Here is an 18,000-nt window from a genome sequence, read left to right as displayed (position 1 = left end):
GTCTGTGGGCATCAAAGTTTGACTTTGCCGTCAATGCCACCGCCAAAATCATTAATGGCTGAGTACTCAACTGTTGCGCCAGACACAGAACGGGGAGCGCCTTTTACCACCATTTCCGCACTGCTTTTGGGCTCGACCATACTGCTTTCCACGGTATATTTATTACCGCCTGAGGCAAGGGTAATACTGCTGAATGAGACGTGATAAGGCGTTGGGTTTGTTGCCTGCAACACCACTTTTCCGGCTGAAGACTGGAGACGCCAGGTTAACTGTTTTGGTGCATCAGCCGGGTTACCCGCCAGGCCGGTTGGGCGATAGAACAGCTTGATACGGGTACGGAAAGCCAATTGCAGAATGTTTTTTCCCTTGGCATCGGCATCGTTCATCTTGGGGGGAACTTCCAGCGCATTGAACCAATAAACGCTTTCGCGATCGGCTGGAAGGGTCTGGCTGGCGCTCCAGGCAATTTTAACCGTTTGGCCTTTTTTACCATCAACGCGGGAAACCGGCGGCGTCACGGTAAAAGGCACTTTCAGTGTGCTGGGGTCGGCATTTTCGCTGCCGGTATCAATCCAGGTCTGAACTAATAGTGGGCGGGCACCTTTGTTTTCCATGCGCAATGTGACGTCTTTCTGGTCGGCATTATAAATAATGCGCGTACCGGAAAGCACAATATCTGCTTGCGCGGTGAGGCTGAAAACGGCTGTCGATGCGACGAAAGCAGTGGAAACAATAAACTGACACATCCTGGTCATAACACTATCCTTATTGAGTGACCCAACAGCCCGTGGGCTGTCGGGTGATGCAGATATTTACTGGTAAGTCACTGTATAAGCGGCGTTGGTTTTGACATAACCTGCCGTTGCGTTAACTGTTGCTGCCTGTTTTACATATGACGCTTTAAAGTTGTAAACCGCTTTGCCGTTGGTAAACAGCAGGTTTTTAACATCAGTGCTGTCGTTCACTCTCATCTGTTCGTAGGTAGTGGCATCGGTAAGGTAGTGAATGGCAATCGCGACCCCGGTAGCCGCCTGGCTAATGGAGAGATCGTTGTTCAGAGTGCCCTGACTGTTGCTGAAGAACACGGAACCCATGCTCAGATTGGCAGAGGCGCCCTGTGGATCGTCCGAGCAATCGATCGTAATAGAGAAGGCTTCCGGTTTTGCGCCAGGGCTGGCAAGTTGGACAACACCGGCCTGATTAACTTCAGTGGTTGTGGCGGTTTGCAGGGTAATCTGACCGTCCTGGGCGCCACCGTTGACGTGCAAGACGCAAGTGTTGTCACTCACCAAACCCGCGAAATCTAATTGACCGCCATCCAGCGCGAAAGCAGAAGTGGTGAACATCACTAATGCCGCAGCAATAGCACTTTTTTTTAACATGGGAATATCCTTATAAAAATTAATGGGGGTGATTTTTCTCACCAATACTTATTATAAATGTCACGCTCTTTAAAGAGAAATATCTTCGGTGAATGTATTTTATGATTTATTATCATTATGCATTTTATGAATGTATTTGGTGAGGTTGGGCAGATTTAAATAATATGATGATACGCTGTAGAAATTAATAATCACGCGTTAAGGACTGGTCGTTGTATGCTCTTGTTGCCCCGTCCCAGCCTGACAGAATCCAGTTAAGCGCTATCCAGTGCTAATACCGGGAGTGAGGCATAGTACCCAGAATAAACTGGTTCATTATCATTAAAAACCTCTTATAAAGAGAAAAGTTAATATAGGTAATGAAAATATATTTGCCGTAATTATATGTTTAATGCTGTTTTTTTGTGATTTTTATGATGGGGGAGAGAGAATTAATTCATTGAAACTATAAAATAATATTATACAACATTGCATTACCCAATACGCTTTTCCAGAAATGTGGTTTACCAGTGCTGTGGGCAGGGAGGGAAAGTAGTGAGTCTTGCTTGCAGCGTTTCACCATCAGGAAACACCAGTTCCGGCGCGATCTCAAACAGCGGCCACAACATAAATCCACGATTCTTCATATCATAGTGCGGAACGGTCAGGCGCTCAGTGTTTATGACCTGATTACCAAACAACATGATATCAAGATCGAGCGTGCGCGGTCCCCAGCGTTCAGCTTTGCGGACGCGACCTTGCTGCAACTCAATACGCTGTGTGTGGTTGAGGAGTTCTTCAGCTGTAAGAGAGGTTTCCAGCGCCACGGCTGCGTTTAAGTAATCGGGTTGATCTTGCGGCCCCAGTGGTGGGGTGCGGTAAAACGAAGAAACGGCAAGAATGCGGCTTTCAGGAATGTCATCTATTGCCTTCAGGGCAGCATTGACCTGCTCCAGCGGAGAGGCCAGATTGCTGCCGATAGCAATATACGCCACTGTCATGCGGTGCCCTCACGGCGCGGCGCACGTCTGCGCGGGCGACGAGTACGACGACGCGGTGACGGTTCTTCATCCAGTTCGTTAAGCATCCCTTTTTGGTCCGGCGGCGCGGAAACCTGGAACTCACCCCACCATTTCGCCAGACGTTGTAGCTCGGCGTTGCGTTCTACTTCAGCACGCAGTGCCAGCAGGTCATAAGCGGCACGGAACTTCGGATGTTCGAGTAATTTCCATGCGCGTTTACCCTGACGGCGGGACATGCGCAACTGTAACTGCCAGATATCACGCGTTAAAGTGGTTAGCCGTTTCGGGATCGCCAGTGAACGGCAGGCTTCGTCTAACACATCGTTCATTGCCAGCGCGAAAGCGTCGTGATAAGTCAGGCCGCTCTCTTGCGCGATTTTCTGTGCTGTTTCCAGCAGGGGATACCAGAACATGGCGGCAAACAGGAACGCCGGGTTGACGCGCATATCGTTATGAATACGCGTGTCAGTATTCTTCAGCACCTGCTCAATGATCCGCTCCATTGGACTGTCACCATTTTCCGTAAAGTAGCGGGTAATGGTCGGGAACAGCGGCTGGAACAGATGGTATTCACACAACAGTTTATAGGTTTCGTAACCGTAGCCCGCTTGTAGCAGTTTAAGCGATTCTTCAAACAGGCGTGCAGGAGGAATATCGTTCAGCAGGGTAGCCAGGCGTGGGATCGGTTCTGCGGTTTCCGGGCTGATGCGCATGCCCAATTTGGCGGCAAAACGAACCGCGCGCAGCATACGTACCGGATCTTCACGGTAGCGCGTTTCCGGGTTACCAATCAGACGGATAACGCCGTCCTTCAGATCCTTCATGCCGCCAACGTAATCACGGACGGTAAAATCTGCCACGCTGTAATACAGACTATTAATAGTGAAATCGCGGCGCTGGGCGTCTTCTTCGATGGAGCCGAAAATGTTGTCGCGCAGCAACATGCCGTTTTGCCCGCGTTGGGAGGTCGTGCGGTCGCTGACGTTACCTTCGTGGTGTCCACGGAAGGTTGCGACTTCGATAATCTCTGGGCCAAACATCACATGAGCAAGACGGAAACGGCGACCTACCAGGCGGCAGTTACGGAACAGTTTGCGCACCTGCTCAGGCGTGGCGTTAGTGGTTACGTCAAAATCTTTCGGCTTTTTGCCAAGTAACAGGTCGCGCACGCCGCCGCCAACCAACCAGGCTTCGTATCCCGCTTTATTGAGCCTGTACATTACCTTCAGGGCATTTTCACTGATATCTTTGCGGGAAATAGCATGCTGCTCACGCGGGATCACCGTCACCTGTGGACGGGCGACTGCCTGTTCAGCCTCGCTTTCCTCGCGGCTTAGCACCTTGCGGCAAAAATTAGCGACTCGGGTAAAAATAGTACACCTCGGTAGTGTCAAACATCATTCAGGACAAAAAAATAGCGGCTAATCATAGCTCAGCATGACGCATTTGAGAATGTTGAATTTACAATTGCCGACTCAGGAATGGTAGTCAGCGTCCAGTTTGTGACGGCTGACTGGAGAATTTGCTCAACGCTGAAATCCTGCCAGTGTGTTTCTGCCTGCTGGCCCAGAAATTGAAGTGCCGCGATTAACACCGGCCGAGGATCGCCTTTTGGCAACGCAGGCGCATGATTCTGCTTGGAAAGTTTAGCGCCTTGTGGATTAAGTGCCAGTGGCAAATGAATGTAATCTGGCACCTGCCAGCCAAAAAGCTGGTACAGCGAGATTTGGCGCACCGTGGGTTCGATCAAATCCGCGCCACGAACAATTTCTGTCACGCCCTGGAAGTGATCATCCACCACCACCGCCAGGTTATAGGCAAATAAACCATCACGACGATGAATAATAAAATCTTCCCGCGCCAGTTTTTGGTCGGCATGAATAATGCCGCGCAGCTGGTCAGTAAACTGGGTGACCGGATGCTGCTGGCGAATACGTACAGCAGCGTTTTCTGGCCCATGATGCAACTCCCGGCAATGACCGTCGTAAATACCGCCAATGCTTTGAATACGTGCGCGCGTGCAGGTGCAGTAATAACTTAACCCTTGCTCATGTAACCATGCGAGTGCTTCGCGATAGGCGTCGTGACGTTGCGATTGCCAGAGAACATCGCCGTCCCAGTGTAGACCGTAATGTTCCAGCTGGCGCAGGATGGTCTCTGCGGCACCGGGAACTTCACGAGGCGGATCGATATCTTCAATGCGAACAAGCCAGCGACCTTGCCGGGCGCGAGCCTGTAGAAAGCTTCCAAGCGCGGCAATCAGAGAGCCAAAATGAAGCTCGCCAGAAGGAGAGGGGGCGAAGCGACCAATATAGTGTGTGTCTGTCATCTCGTTGAACAAAAAATAAGGCGGGAGCATTTCCCGCCTGTGGTAAACGTGATGGAACGGCTGTAATTAGCCAGCCATCTGTTTTTCGCGAATTTCAGCCAGCGTTTTGCAGTCGATGCACAGATCGGCTGTCGGGCGCGCTTCCAGACGACGAATACCAATTTCAACGCCGCAAGATTCGCAGTAGCCGAAATCTTCGTCTTCCACTTTTTTCAGCGTTTTCTCGATCTTTTTGATCAGCTTACGCTCGCGATCGCGGTTACGCAGTTCGAGGCTGAACTCTTCTTCCTGGGCTGCACGGTCTACCGGATCCGGGAAGTTGGCTGCTTCATCCTGCATATGTGTAACGGTGCGATCGACTTCATCCCTGAGTTGATTACGCCATGCTTCCAGAATACGACGGAAGTGCGCCAGCTGGGCTTCGTTCATATACTCTTCGCCCGGCTTCTCCTGATATGGCTCCACCCCAGCGATGGCGAGAATACTCAGGGACGATGTTTTACGGTTTTGCCCTTCTTGCATGTTGCTTCTCCTTAACACGCACTATCGATCCCCATGTTCGGGGGAAAAATGAGGCCGCTATAAATAGCAGAAGCTTTTCCGGATAGCAATTATCTAAACGTAACACTTGACAACTGTGTGAGGAAAAGCGTATTTGCGCACGCGACCAGAATGTAAATTAACCAGTTACTTACTCTACTACAATGTAACCGGCAGTGATTTTTTAAGAGCCATGCCTTCAGCAGAAAGTTCTGCTTTGTAAGCCAGAATTTCTACCCCCCTCTGTTGAGCTTCTGACAATAGTTGCGCGTATTTCTCATCGATGTGGCGCGCGGGTGAAAACCGTGTAATGGCTGAATGCAGCACGGCGAAAAAGATAACCGCACGCTGGCCTTCAGCCGCTACGCTCATCAACTCCCGAAGGTGTTTCTGACCTCGTTCAGTGACCGCATCGGGAAAATATCCCTGTTCGTTCTCCGCTAACGTAACCGATTTCACTTCAATATAGCAGTCTGGATGCGAATCCGCCTGCAACATGAAGTCAATACGGCTGCGTTCGGCGCCGTATTTTACTTCGCTTTTCAGAGAGCTATATCCTGACAGTTCTGAAATGGATTCATTAAGGATAGCCTCTTTCGTCAACCTGTTAGCCCAAAGTGTATTGACGCAAATAAATGCGCCGCTTTGGCTTTGGGTTAACTCCCAGGTGTGTGGGTATTTCCGTTTTGTGTTGTCTGAAGTTGAATACCAGACGGTATCGCCAGGCGTTGCACATCCGGTCATCGCACCCGTATTCGGGCAGTGTAGCGTTAATTCGCAACCATCGGGTGTGATCACATCGGCTAAAAAGCGTTTGTAACGTTGAATTAGCGTCGCGCGCTGTAGAGGGGGAGAAAATTCCATTGCGACAATCCTTGTTATTGCGTTAGCGCCCAGCGTTTTAGCGGCGTGTAGCGTGTGCGCCCACGGGCAAACGAGGAGGCGTAAAGGGTGAACTCCGTCACCGTATACGACCAGTTAAAGCCTGGCGGCGGGATTGTCACCGCCTCGCTGGCGTCGCGCAATAAGGTGATATGTGGATGAAACGGTCGATTGCTTTGAAAACAACCGCTGCGTGCAGCTTGTGAACGAAGCATATTCGCCAACTGGATTAAGCCGCGTGGCGGCTGACGCATCCCTAACCACACCACACGCGAACGCAGCCACTGACCGGCGTCATCAAGCGTGAGTGTGAAACCGGGCTGACGAATCCGTCCGGCTAAAAGAGAAAGCGCCTTCTCTTTCTCTGCGCTCACTTCGCCTAAAAATGCCAGTGTCAGATGTAAATTATCGGCGGCGACCGGACGTCCCGCGTCTGGTGGGAACTGTGCGGCGCGCCAGTGGATAATCTGTTCGCGGATTTCTGCAGGTAAGTCGATAGCAAAGAACAGCCGTTGCGGTTCAGACATGTGAGGTACTCGGTTATGCATTACCGCGATGCTACAATGTGGCGCGAAGAATGTTAACCCTCTGGAGCGTTTTGTGTCGTCGTTGCCCGTTGCTGCCGTCTTACCTGAGTTACTTGCTGCCCTCGATGGTGCACCGCAGGTGTTATTAAGTGCGCCGACCGGGGCCGGGAAATCAACCTGGCTGCCGCTGCAACTGCTGGCGCATCCCGGCATTAACGGAAAAATTATCCTGCTGGAGCCGCGTCGTCTGGCGGCGCGTAACGTTGCGCAACGACTGGCGGAACTGCTTAACGAAAAAACAGGTGATACGGTAGGCTACCGGATGCGCGCGCAAAACTGTGTCGGGCCAAATACACGCCTGGAAGTAGTTACCGAAGGCGTGTTGACGCGCATGATCCAGCGTGACCCTGAACTGAGCGGCGTTGGATTGGTGATCCTCGATGAGTTTCATGAGCGCAGCTTGCAGGCGGATCTGGCGTTGGCGCTGTTACTCGATGTGCAACAGGGTCTGCGTGACGACCTTAAACAACTGATTATGTCGGCTACGCTGGACAATGACCGCTTGCAGCAGATGCTGCCAGAAGCGCCCGTCGTCATCTCAGAAGGGCGCTCGTTTCCGGTTGAACGCCGATATTTACCGCTGCCCGCTCATCAGCGTTTTGATGAAGCCGTGGCGGTTGCCACCGCCGAATTGCTGCATCAGGAAAGCGGCTCATTACTGTTATTTTTACCTGGTGTCGGAGAAATTCAGCGCGTTCAGGAACAACTGGCTTCGCGCATCGGTAGTGATGTGTTGCTCTGCCCGCTGTATGGCGCGTTGTCGCTGAACGATCAGCGAAAAGCGATCCTTCCGGCACCACAAGGGATGCGCAAAGTGGTGCTGGCGACCAATATTGCTGAAACCAGTTTAACCATCGAAGGTATTCGTCTGGTGGTGGATTGTGCTCAGGAACGTGTGGCGCGCTTTGATCCGCGCACGGGGCTTACGCGGCTGATTACTCAACGCGTTAGTCAGGCATCTATGACGCAGCGTGCGGGGCGTGCCGGACGTCTGGAGCCGGGGATCTGTTTACATTTAATCGCCAAAGAACAAGCAGAACGCGCCTCCGCGCAAAGTGAACCGGAAATCTTACAAAGCGATCTCTCCGGTTTGCTGATGGAATTACTGCAATGGGGATGCAGCGATCCGACGCAGATGAGCTGGCTGGATCAACCGCCAGCCGTGAATTTACAGGCCGCGAAACGCCTGTTACGGATGCTGGGGGCGATGGACGGTGAACGGCTAAGCACGAAAGGGCAGAAAATGGCGACGCTGGGTAACGATCCGCGTTTAGCGGCAATGCTGGTGAGCGCAAGGAGCGACGACGAAGCTGCTACCGCTGCAAAAATTACCGCTATTCTCGAAGAGCCACCACGGATGGGCAATATCGATCTGGGCGTGGCGTTTTCGCGCAATCAACCAGCCTGGCAGCAACGTAGCCAGCAACTGTTAAAGCGCTTAAACGTATGCGGCGGTGAGGCAGACAGTTCGCTTATCGCACCGTTACTTGCCGGAGCGTTTGCCGATCGCATCGCTCGCCGCCGTGGGCAAGAGGGGCGCTATCAACTGGCAAACGGCATGGGGGCAATGCTCGATGCCGACGATGCGCTAAGCCGCCACGAATGGTTGATCGCACCGTTATTATTGCAGGGCACCGCCTCGCCGGATGCGCGGATTTTACTGGCGCTACCGGTCGATATCGATGAATTAGTACAACGCTGTCCGCAGTTGGTACAGCAGTCTGACACCGTGGAGTGGGATGACGCGCAAGGTACGCTGAAAGCGTGGCGTCGGCTGCAAATTGGTCAACTGACGGTAAAAGTGCAGCCGCTGGCGAAGCCTTCAGAAGACGAGCTGCATCAGGCGATGCTTAACGGCATTCGTGAAAAAGGCTTAAGCGTGCTTAACTGGACGCCGGAAGCGGAACAGCTACGCTTGCGTTTGTTATGCGCCGCCAGGTGGTTGCCAGAATATGACTGGCCAGCGGTTGATGATGAAAGTTTGTTGGCGACGCTGGAAACGTGGCTACTGCCGCATATGGCAGGCGTACATTCGCTACGCGGCCTGAAATCACTCGATATTTATCAGGCGCTACGCGGATTACTTGATTGGGGGATGCAGCAACGTCTGGATAGTGAATTGCCTGCGCATTACACTGTGCCGACGGGAAGCCGGATCGCCATTCGTTACCATGAAGATAACCCGCCCGCGCTGGCGGTGAGAATGCAGGAGATGTTTGGCGAGGCCACCAATCCGACGATCGCCCAGGGGCGTGTGCCGCTGGTGCTGGAGTTGCTTTCCCCTGCCCAAAGGCCGCTGCAAATCACACGAGATTTGAGCGCCTTCTGGAAAGGAGCGTATCGCGATGTGCAAAAAGAGATGAAAGGGCGTTATCCCAAACACGTCTGGCCGGATGATCCGGCAAATACCGCACCGACGCGACGGACGAAAAAGTATTCATGAAGACCAAAGTAAATTTGAGAGATATCTTCTTCTGTCTTGTTACAGAAGAACAGAAAATCGGGCTTTTGCGCCTGAATATTGCGGAGAAAAAGCATGGCCGGGAATGACCGCGAGCCAATTGGACGCAAAGGGAAACCGACGCGTCCGGTCAAACAAAAGGTAAGCCGTCGTCGTTACGAAGATGACGATGGTTACGACGATTATGATGACTATGAGGATGAAGAACCGATGCCGCGCAAAGGTAAGGGCAAAGGCAAAGGGCGTAAGCCTCGTGGCAAACGCGGCTGGCTATGGCTGCTGCTAAAACTGGCTATCGTTTTTGCCGTGCTGATCGCCATTTACGGCGTTTATCTCGATCAAAAAATTCGTAGCCGTATTGATGGCAAAGTCTGGCAATTGCCTGCGGCTGTTTATGGCCGAATGGTCAACCTTGAGCCAGATATGACCATCAGCAAAAACGAGATGGTGAAGCTGCTGGAGGCGACCCAGTATCGTCAGGTGTCGAAAATGACGCGCCCTGGCGAATTTACCGTGCAGGCCAACAGCATTGAAATGATCCGCCGTCCGTTTGATTTCCCGGACAGTAAAGAAGGACAGGTGCGTGCGCGTCTGACTTTTGATGGTGATCATCTGGCGACCATCGTCAATATGGAGAACAACCGTCAGTTTGGTTTCTTCCGTCTTGATCCGCGTCTGATCACCATGATCTCCTCACCAAACGGCGAGCAACGTCTGTTTGTGCCGCGCAGTGGTTTCCCGGATTTGCTGGTGGATACGTTGTTGGCGACTGAAGACCGTCATTTCTACGAGCATGATGGGATCAGTCTCTACTCCATAGGACGTGCGGTGCTGGCAAACCTGACCGCCGGACGCACGGTGCAGGGAGCGAGTACACTGACGCAACAGTTGGTGAAAAACCTGTTCCTCTCCAGCGAACGTTCTTACTGGCGTAAAGCGAACGAAGCCTACATGGCGCTGATCATGGATGCGCGTTACAGCAAAGACCGCATTCTTGAGCTGTATATGAACGAGGTGTATCTCGGTCAGAGCGGCGACAACGAAATCCGCGGTTTCCCGCTGGCGAGCTTGTATTACTTTGGTCGCCCGGTAGAAGAATTGAGCCTCGACCAGCAGGCGCTGTTGGTTGGTATGGTGAAAGGAGCGTCCATCTACAACCCGTGGCGTAACCCGAAACTGGCGCTGGAGCGACGTAACCTGGTGCTGCGTCTGCTGCAACAACAGCAGATTATTGATCAAGAGCTCTATGACATGTTGAGTGCACGTCCGCTGGGGGTTCAGCCGCGTGGTGGGGTAATCTCTCCACAGCCAGCCTTTATGCAACTGGTGCGTCAGGAGCTGCAGGCGAAATTAGGCGATAAGGTAAAAGATCTCTCCGGCGTGAAGATCTTCACTACCTTTGACTCGGTGGCTCAGGACGCGGCGGAAAAAGCCGCCGTGGAAGGCATTCCGGCACTGAAGAAACAGCGTAAGTTAAGCGATCTGGAAACGGCAATTGTGGTCGTCGACCGCTTTAGTGGTGAAGTTCGTGCGATGGTTGGTGGTTCTGAGCCGCAGTTTGCAGGTTACAACCGTGCGATGCAGGCGCGTCGTTCGATTGGTTCCCTTGCAAAACCAGCGACTTATCTGACGGCCTTAAGCCAGCCGAAAATCTATCGCCTGAACACGTGGATTGCCGATGCGCCAATCGCGCTGCGTCAGCCGAATGGCCAGGTCTGGTCACCGCAGAACGATGATCGTCGTTATAGCGAAAGTGGCAGAGTGATGCTGGTGGATGCGTTGACTCGTTCGATGAACGTGCCGACGGTAAATCTGGGGATGGCGCTGGGGCTGCCTGCGGTTACGGATACCTGGATTAAACTGGGCGTACCGAAAGATCAGCTGCATCCGGTTCCGGCAATGCTGCTGGGGGCGTTGAACTTAACGCCAATTGAAGTGGCGCAGGCGTTCCAGACCATCGCCAGCGGTGGTAACCGAGCACCGCTTTCTGCGCTGCGTTCGGTAATCGCGGAAGATGGCAAGGTGTTGTATCAGAGCTTCCCGCAGGCGGAACGCGCGGTTCCGGCGCAGGCGGCGTATCTGACACTATGGACCATGCAGCAGGTGGTACAACGCGGTACGGGTCGTCAGCTTGGGGCGAAATACCCGAACCTGCATCTGGCGGGCAAAACCGGGACTACCAACAACAACGTGGATACCTGGTTTGCGGGCATTGACGGCAGCACGGTGACCATCACCTGGGTAGGCCGTGATAACAACCAGCCGACCAAACTGTATGGTGCCAGTGGGGCAATGTCGATTTATCAGCGTTATCTGGCTAACCAGACACCAACACCGCTGAATCTTGTTCCACCAGAAGATATTGCAGATATGGGCGTGGACTACGACGGCAACTTTGTTTGCAGCGGTGGCATGCGTGTCTTGCCGGTCTGGACCAGCGATCCGCAATCGCTGTGCCAGCAGAGTGAGATTCAGCAGCAACCGTCAGGCAATCCGTTTGATCAGTCTTCTCAGCCGCAGCAACAACCGCAACAGCAACCTGCTCAGCAAGAGCAGAAAGACAGTGACGGCGTAGCAGGTTGGATCAAGGATATGTTTGGTAGTAATTAACGTCTAAGCGTGACATACCGGATGGCGAGTCGCCATCCGGTAAAATAACATCCCACCTAAAGTATTAACCCTTTTTTTTCATCTGGTTGTTTATTAACCCTTCAGGAACGCTCAGATTGCGTACCGCTTGCGAACCCGCCAGCGTTTCGAATATTATCTTATCTTTATAATAATCATTCTCGTTTACGTTATCATTCACTTTACATCAGAGATATACCAATGGCGCGTTCCAAAACTGCTCAGCCAAAACACTCACTGCGTAAAATCGCAGTTGTAGTAGCCACAGCGGTTAGCGGCATGTCTGTTTATGCACAGGCAGCGGTTGAACCGAAAGAAGACACTATCACCGTTACCGCTGCACCAGCGCCGCAAGAAAGCGCATGGGGGCCGGCTGCAACTATTGCGGCGCGACAGTCCGCTACCGGCACCAAAACCGATACACCGATTCAAAAAGTGCCGCAGTCAATTTCTGTTGTCACTGCCGAAGAAATGGCGCTGCATCAGCCTAAGTCAGTAAAAGAAGCGCTTAGCTATACGCCAGGCGTTTCGGTCGGTACGCGTGGTGCATCAAACACTTATGATCATTTGATTATTCGTGGTTTTGCAGCAGAAGGCCAAAGCCAGAATAACTATCTGAATGGTCTGAAGTTGCAAGGCAACTTCTATAACGATGCAGTTATTGACCCGTATATGCTGGAACGCGCTGAAATTATGCGTGGCCCTGTTTCTGTTCTTTACGGTAAAAGTAGCCCTGGCGGCCTGTTAAATATGGTCAGCAAGCGCCCAACCACCGAACCGCTGAAAGAAATCCAATTTAAAGCGGGCACAGACAGCCTGTTCCAGACCGGTTTCGACTTTAGCGATGCGCTGGATGATGACGGCGTTTACTCTTATCGTCTGACCGGACTGGCGCGCTCTGCCAATGCCCAGCAAAAGGGCGCGGAAGAGCAGCGTTATGCCATTGCGCCAGCGTTTACCTGGCGTCCGGACGATAAAACCAATTTCACTTTCCTCTCTTACTTCCAGAATGAACCGGAAACCGGTTATTACGGCTGGCTGCCGAAAGAGGGGACCGTTGAGCCGCTGCCAAACGGTAAACGTCTGCCGACGGACTTTAACGAAGGAGCGAAGAACAACACCTATTCTCGTAATGAGAAGATGGTGGGCTATAGCTTCGACCACGAGTTTAATGACACCTTTACGGTGCGTCAGAACCTGCGCTTTGCTGAAAACAAAACCTCGCAAAACAGCGTTTATGGTTACGGCGTCTGCTCCGATCCGGCGAATGCTTACAGCAAACAGTGTGCCGCTTTAGCGCCAGCCGATAAAGGTCACTACCTGGCACGTAAATACGTCGTTGATGATGAGAAGCTGCAAAACTTCTCCGTTGATACCCAGTTGCAGAGCAAGTTTGCCACTGGCGATATCGACCACACTCTGCTGACCGGTGTCGACTTTATGCGTATGCGTAATGACATCAACGCCTGGTTTGGTTACGACGACTCCGTACCGCTGCTCGATCTGTACAATCCGGTGAATACCGATTTCGACTTCAATGCGAAAGATCCGGCAAACTCCGGCCCTTACCGCATTCTGAATAAGCAGAAACAAACGGGTGTTTATGTTCAGGATCAGGCGCAGTGGGATAAAGTGCTGGTCACCCTGGGCGGTCGTTATGACTGGGCGGATCAAGAGTCTCATAACCGCGTTGAAGGGACGACCGATAAACGTGATGACAAACAGTTTACCTGGCGTGGTGGTGTTAACTACCTGTTTGATAATGGTGTAACACCTTACTTCAGCTATAGCGAATCGTTTGAACCTTCTTCACAAGTTGGGAAGGATGGTAATATTTTTGCGCCGTCTAAAGGTAAGCAGTATGAGGTCGGCGTGAAATATGTACCGGAAGATCGCCCAATTGTGGTTACTGGTGCTGTGTATAATCTCACTAAAACCAACAACCTGATGGCGGACCCTGAGGGTTCCTTCTTCTCGGTTGAAGGTGGTGAAATCCGCGCGCGTGGCGTAGAAATCGAAGCGAAAGCGGCGCTGTCGGCGAGTGTTAACGTAGTTGGTTCTTATACTTACACCGATGCAGAATACACCACCGATACTACCTACAAAGGCAATACGCCTGCGCAGGTGCCAAAACATATGGCTTCGCTGTGGGCTGACTACACCTTCTTTGATGGTCCGCTTTCTGGCCTGACGCTGGGTACTGGTGGTCGTTATACTGGCTCCAGCTATGGTGATCCGGCTAACTCCTTTAAAGTGGGAAGTTATACGGTCGTGGATGCGTTAGTGCGTTATGATCTGGCGCGGGTCGGCATGGCTGGCTCCAACGTGGCGCTGCATGTCAACAACCTGTTCGATCGTGAATACGTTGCCAGCTGCTTTAATACCTATGGCTGCTTCTGGGGCGCAGAACGTCAGGTCGTTGCAACCGCAACCTTCCGTTTCTAATTTCTCTTTTGGGGCACGGATTTCCGTGCCCGTTTCACAAGTTGGCTGTTATGCAGGAATACACGAATCATTCCGATACCACTTTTGCACTGCGTAATATCTCCTTTCGTGTGCCCGGGCGCACGCTTTTGCATCCGCTGTCGTTAACCTTTCCTGCCGGGAAAGTGACCGGTCTGATTGGTCACAACGGCTCTGGTAAATCCACGCTGTTAAAAATGTTGGGCCGCCATCAGCCACCGTCAGAAGGGGAGATTCTTCTTGATGCCCAGCCGCTGGAAAGCTGGAGCAGCAAAGCGTTTGCTCGCAAAGTGGCTTATTTGCCGCAGCAGCTTCCTCCGGCAGAAGGGATGACGGTGCGTGAACTGGTGGCGATTGGTCGTTACCCGTGGCATGGCGCGCTGGGGCGCTTTGGCGCGGCAGATCGCGAAAAGGTCGAAGAGGCTATCTCGCTGGTTGGCTTAAAACCACTGGCGCATCGGCTGGTCGATAGCCTCTCTGGCGGCGAACGTCAACGGGCGTGGATCGCCATGCTGGTGGCGCAGGATAGCCGTTGTCTGTTGCTCGACGAACCGACCTCGGCGCTGGATATCGCCCACCAGGTTGATGTGCTGGCGCTGGTGCATCGTTTAAGTCAGGAGCGTGGCCTGACGGTCATTGCCGTGCTGCACGATATCAATATGGCTGCGCGTTACTGTGATTATCTGGTCGCCCTGCGCGGCGGTGAAATGATTGCTCAGGGAACGCCTGCGGAAATTATGCGCGGCGAAACCCTCGAAATGATTTATGGCATCCCGATGGGTATTTTGCCGCATCCGGCGGGTGCTGCACCTGTGAGTTTTGTTTATTGATGAGTGGCTTACCTCTAATTACGCGCCGTCGACTGTTAACAGCGATGGCGCTTTCTCCGTTGTTATGGCAAATGAATACCGCCCGCGCGGCGGCTATTGATCCAAAGCGTATTGTGGCGCTGGAGTGGTTGCCGGTGGAATTACTGCTGGCGCTCGGCATCGTGCCTTACGGCGTGGCGGATACCATCAACTATCGCCTGTGGGTCAGCGAACCGCCATTACCTGAATCGGTGATTGACGTCGGTTTGCGGACAGAACCTAACCTTGAACTGCTGACCGAAATGAAGCCGTCGTTTATGGTCTGGTCGGCAGGGTATGGCCCTTCGCCAGAAATGCTGGCACGTATTGCGCCGGGGCGCGGATTTAACTTCAGCGACGGCAAACAGCCGCTGGCGATGGCGCGTAAATCGCTGACGGAAATGGCAGATTTACTTAACCTGCAAAGCGCAGCAGAAACGCATTTAGCGCACTATGAAGACTTTATCCGCAGCATGAAACCCCGCTTTGTGAAGCGTGGTGCGCGTCCGTTATTACTGACGACACTTATCGATCCGCGTCATATGCTGGTGTTCGGTCCAAACAGCTTGTTCCAGGAAATTCTTGATGAGTACGGCATCCCAAATGCCTGGCAAGGGGAAACCAACTTCTGGGGCAGTACCGCCGTCAGTATCGATCGTCTGGCAGCGTATAAAGACGTTGATGTGCTCTGTTTTGATCACGACAACAGCAAAGACATGGACACCCTAATGGCGACGCCGCTGTGGCAGGCTATGCCGTTTGTCCGCGCCGGACGCTTTCAGCGCGTACCTGCAGTCTGGTTTTATGGTGCGACGCTCTCGGCAATGCACTTTGTGCGTATTCTGGATAACGCCATTGGAGGTAAAGCGTGAGTAAACGTATTGCGCTTTTCTCGGCGTTATTGTTGGCGCTGCTGGTGATTGCCGCAGCGATGCTAACCTGGATGAACTTCTCGCAGGCGCTGCCGCGTAGCCAGTGGGTGCAGGCCACCTGGTCGCCGGATATCGATGTCATCGAGCAGATGATTTTTCACTACAGCTTGATGCCGCGTCTGGCGATTTCGCTGCTGGTGGGCGCGGGTCTGGGACTGGTGGGCGTGCTGTTTCAGCAAGTGTTACGTAACCCGCTGGCGGAGCCGACCACGCTGGGCGTTGCAACAGGCGCGCAACTGGGGATTACCGTCACCACGCTCTGGGCGATCCCTGGTGCTATGGCGAGCCAGTTTGCTGCATTGGCAGGGGCTTGTGTGGTTGGCTTAATTGTCTTTGGCGTCGCGTGGGGGAAACGGCTTTCTCCGGTAACGCTGATCCTCGCGGGGCTTGTGGTGAGCCTTTATTGCGGGGCAATCAATCAGTTACTGGTTATCTTCCATCACGACCAGCTGCAAAGCATGTTCCTGTGGAGTACCGGAACGCTGACGCAAACCGACTGGGGCGGCGTTGAGCGTTTATGGCCACAGCTGCTGGGCGGCGTGATGTTGACGTTACTGCTACTTCGTCCATTAACCCTGATGGGGCTTGATGATGGCGTGGCGCGTAATCTCGGACTGGCTTTATCGCTCGCGCGTCTGGCGGCGCTGTCGCTGGCGATAGTCATCAGTGCTCTGTTGGTGAACGCGGTGGGGATTATCGGCTTTATCGGGTTGTTCGCGCCGCTGCTGGCAAAAATGCTGGGGGCGCGGCGTCTGCTGCCAAGACTGCTGCTGGCGTCACTGATTGGTGCGCTGATCCTCTGGCTTTCCGATCAAATCATCCTCTGGCTGACTCGCGTGTGGATGGAAGTTTCTACCGGTTCGGTCACTGCGCTCATCGGTGCGCCGCTGCTGCTGTGGCTGCTGCCGCGTTTACGCAGCATTAGCGCGCCGGATATGAAGGTGAACGATCGTGTCGCTGCTGAACGCCAACATGTGCTGGCGTTTGCCCTCGCGGGCGGCGTGCTGCTGTTGATGGCTGTGGTGGTGGCGCTGTCGTTTGGTCGTGATGCGCACGGCTGGACGTGGGCGAGCGGGGCGCTGCTCGAGGATTTGATGCCCTGGCGCTGGCCGCGAATTATGGCGGCGCTGTTTGCGGGCGTCATGCTGGCGGTGGCGGGCTGTATTATTCAGCGGCTGACCGGAAACCCGATGGCAAGCCCGGAAGTGCTGGGGATTAGTTCCGGCGCGGCGTTTGGTGTGGTGTTGATGCTGTTTTTGGTGCCGGGTAATGCCTTTGGCTGGCTGTTACCCGCGGGCAGTCTCGGCGCGGCGGTGACGCTGTTGATCATTATGATTGCTGCCGGACGCGGTGGATTTTCCCCACACCGCATGTTACTGGCGGGGATGGCCTTAAGTACCGCGTTCACCATGCTTTTGATGATGTTGCAGGCAAGTGGTGACCCGCGAATGGCGCAAGTGCTGACGTGGATTTCCGGTTCGACCTACAACGCGACCGAGGCGCAGGTCTGGCGCACGGGAATTGTGATGGTAATTTTGCTGGCGATTACCCCGCTGTGCCGCCGCTGGCTGACCATTTTACCGCTGGGCGGTGATACCGCACGAGCAGTGGGAATGGCGCTGACGCCGACGCGAATTGCGCTGCTGCTGTTAGCGGCTTGCCTGACGGCGACCGCGACAATGACCATTGGACCGTTGAGTTTTGTTGGTTTAATGGCACCGCATATTGCGCGGATGATGGGCTTTCGACGGACGATGCCACACATCGTAATTTCGGCGCTGGTGGGTGGTTTACTGCTGGTGTTCGCTGACTGGTGTGGGCGGATGGTGCTGTTTCCATTCCAGATCCCAGCGGGGCTGCTGTCGACCTTTATCGGCGCGCCGTATTTTATCTATTTGTTGAGAAAGCAGAGCCGTTAATTTTTCCATATAACGGCCCTTAACTCCT

14 protein-coding genes are annotated in these 18,000 nt (G+C 53.3%); 6 read left to right on the top strand and 8 right to left on the bottom strand.

Translation table 11 applies throughout. The annotated features are described in order from the left end of the window. Positions 1–11 precede the first annotated feature (11 nt). The 8 genes from HEN33_RS03380 to thpR all read right to left on the bottom strand — a co-directional run bounded on the left by HEN33_RS03380 (position 12) and on the right by thpR (position 6,661). On the bottom strand, positions 12–746 hold the full coding sequence (locus HEN33_RS03380) for a fimbrial chaperone (RefSeq protein ID WP_105277316.1): 735 nt from the start codon (positions 744–746) through the stop codon (positions 12–14). 66 nt (positions 747–812) lie between these two features. After that, positions 813–1,382 (bottom strand): fimbrial protein, encoded by a 570-nt coding sequence (locus tag HEN33_RS03375; protein WP_032302405.1) that lies wholly within the window; start codon positions 1,380–1,382, stop codon positions 813–815. 503 nt (positions 1,383–1,885) lie between these two features. After that, positions 1,886–2,362 carry a 2-amino-4-hydroxy-6-hydroxymethyldihydropteridine diphosphokinase gene (folK, locus tag HEN33_RS03370; RefSeq protein ID WP_032302406.1) on the bottom strand — a complete coding sequence of 159 codons (477 nt, stop codon included), beginning with the start codon at positions 2,360–2,362 and terminating at the stop codon, positions 1,886–1,888. After that, positions 2,359–3,756: a polynucleotide adenylyltransferase PcnB gene (gene pcnB, locus HEN33_RS03365; protein ID WP_203369798.1), complete on the bottom strand. Its 1,398-nt coding sequence runs from the start codon at positions 3,754–3,756 to the stop codon at positions 2,359–2,361. Before pcnB ends, folK begins: the two co-directional genes overlap by 4 nt. Before the next feature lie 59 nt (positions 3,757–3,815). Beyond that, the gene (gluQRS, locus tag HEN33_RS03360; protein WP_032183256.1) at positions 3,816–4,712 is read right to left on the bottom strand and encodes a tRNA glutamyl-Q(34) synthetase GluQRS; all 897 of its coding nucleotides are present in this window, start codon (positions 4,710–4,712) and stop codon (positions 3,816–3,818) included. 66 nt (positions 4,713–4,778) lie between these two features. Then, complete coding sequence (dksA, locus tag HEN33_RS03355) at positions 4,779–5,234, bottom strand: RNA polymerase-binding protein DksA (protein ID WP_001155227.1); 456 nt, start codon at positions 5,232–5,234, stop codon at positions 4,779–4,781. A gap of 177 nt (positions 5,235–5,411) precedes the next feature. Next, a complete protein-coding gene (sfsA, locus tag HEN33_RS03350; protein ID WP_105268444.1) occupies positions 5,412–6,116 on the bottom strand; it encodes a DNA/RNA nuclease SfsA in 705 nt (234 codons plus the stop codon). Positions 6,117–6,130: 14 nt separating this feature from the next. Then, positions 6,131–6,661 carry an RNA 2',3'-cyclic phosphodiesterase gene (thpR, locus tag HEN33_RS03345; RefSeq protein ID WP_001294670.1) on the bottom strand — a complete coding sequence of 177 codons (531 nt, stop codon included), beginning with the start codon at positions 6,659–6,661 and terminating at the stop codon, positions 6,131–6,133. A 73-nt stretch (positions 6,662–6,734) separates the two neighbouring features. On the opposite strand from thpR, the gene hrpB reads away from it, so the two are divergent. The 6 genes from hrpB to fhuB all read left to right on the top strand — a co-directional run bounded on the left by hrpB (position 6,735) and on the right by fhuB (position 17,972). After that, the gene (gene hrpB, locus HEN33_RS03340) at positions 6,735–9,164 is read left to right on the top strand and encodes an ATP-dependent helicase HrpB (RefSeq protein WP_176263089.1); all 2,430 of its coding nucleotides are present in this window, start codon (positions 6,735–6,737) and stop codon (positions 9,162–9,164) included. Positions 9,165–9,257: 93 nt separating this feature from the next. Next, complete coding sequence (gene mrcB, locus HEN33_RS03335) at positions 9,258–11,792, top strand: bifunctional glycosyl transferase/transpeptidase (RefSeq protein WP_176263088.1); 2,535 nt, start codon at positions 9,258–9,260, stop codon at positions 11,790–11,792. Positions 11,793–12,011: 219 nt separating this feature from the next. After that, positions 12,012–14,255 carry a ferrichrome porin FhuA gene (gene fhuA, locus HEN33_RS03330; RefSeq protein WP_000124407.1) on the top strand — a complete coding sequence of 748 codons (2,244 nt, stop codon included), beginning with the start codon at positions 12,012–12,014 and terminating at the stop codon, positions 14,253–14,255. 50 nt (positions 14,256–14,305) lie between these two features. Further along, positions 14,306–15,103, top strand: coding sequence for a Fe3+-hydroxamate ABC transporter ATP-binding protein FhuC (gene fhuC / locus HEN33_RS03325; protein WP_001158929.1), 798 nt, complete (start codon positions 14,306–14,308; stop codon positions 15,101–15,103). Next, entirely contained in the window at positions 15,103–15,993 is an 891-nt protein-coding gene (gene fhuD, locus HEN33_RS03320) for a Fe(3+)-hydroxamate ABC transporter substrate-binding protein FhuD (RefSeq protein ID WP_046081931.1), read from the top strand. The genes fhuC and fhuD overlap by 1 nt, the downstream gene beginning before the upstream one ends. Further along, positions 15,990–17,972, top strand: a complete 1,983-nt coding sequence (fhuB, locus tag HEN33_RS03315; RefSeq protein WP_176263087.1) for a Fe(3+)-hydroxamate ABC transporter permease FhuB — start codon at positions 15,990–15,992, stop codon at positions 17,970–17,972. Before fhuD ends, fhuB begins: the two co-directional genes overlap by 4 nt. The last annotated feature ends 28 nt before the right edge of the window (positions 17,973–18,000 follow it).

This window comes from Escherichia sp. 94.0001 (assembly GCF_013369155.2).
GTDB classification, from domain to species: Bacteria; Pseudomonadota; Gammaproteobacteria; order Enterobacterales; family Enterobacteriaceae; genus Escherichia; species Escherichia coli_F.
This window is presented reverse-complemented; position numbering and strand designations above follow the sequence as displayed.

What these genes read in the sequence shown, in the direction of transcription:
- folK (WP_032302406.1), bottom strand. Translation starts at nt 2,362, where the DNA reads ATGACAGTGGCGTATATTGCTATCGGCAGCAATCTGGCCTCTCCGCTG.
- dksA (WP_001155227.1), bottom strand. Translation starts at nt 5,234, where the DNA reads ATGCAAGAAGGGCAAAACCGTAAAACATCGTCCCTGAGTATTCTCGCC.
- fhuD (WP_046081931.1), top strand. Translation starts at nt 15,103, where the DNA reads ATGAGTGGCTTACCTCTAATTACGCGCCGTCGACTGTTAACAGCGATG.
- HEN33_RS03375 (WP_032302405.1), bottom strand. Translation starts at nt 1,382, where the DNA reads ATGTTAAAAAAAAGTGCTATTGCTGCGGCATTAGTGATGTTCACCACT.
- gluQRS (WP_032183256.1), bottom strand. Translation starts at nt 4,712, where the DNA reads ATGACAGACACACACTATATTGGTCGCTTCGCCCCCTCTCCTTCTGGC.
- fhuA (WP_000124407.1), top strand. Translation starts at nt 12,012, where the DNA reads ATGGCGCGTTCCAAAACTGCTCAGCCAAAACACTCACTGCGTAAAATC.
- HEN33_RS03380 (WP_105277316.1), bottom strand. Translation starts at nt 746, where the DNA reads ATGTGTCAGTTTATTGTTTCCACTGCTTTCGTCGCATCGACAGCCGTT.
- fhuC (WP_001158929.1), top strand. Translation starts at nt 14,306, where the DNA reads ATGCAGGAATACACGAATCATTCCGATACCACTTTTGCACTGCGTAAT.
- mrcB (WP_176263088.1), top strand. Translation starts at nt 9,258, where the DNA reads ATGGCCGGGAATGACCGCGAGCCAATTGGACGCAAAGGGAAACCGACG.
- thpR (WP_001294670.1), bottom strand. Translation starts at nt 6,661, where the DNA reads ATGTCTGAACCGCAACGGCTGTTCTTTGCTATCGACTTACCTGCAGAA.
- sfsA (WP_105268444.1), bottom strand. Translation starts at nt 6,116, where the DNA reads ATGGAATTTTCTCCCCCTCTACAGCGCGCGACGCTAATTCAACGTTAC.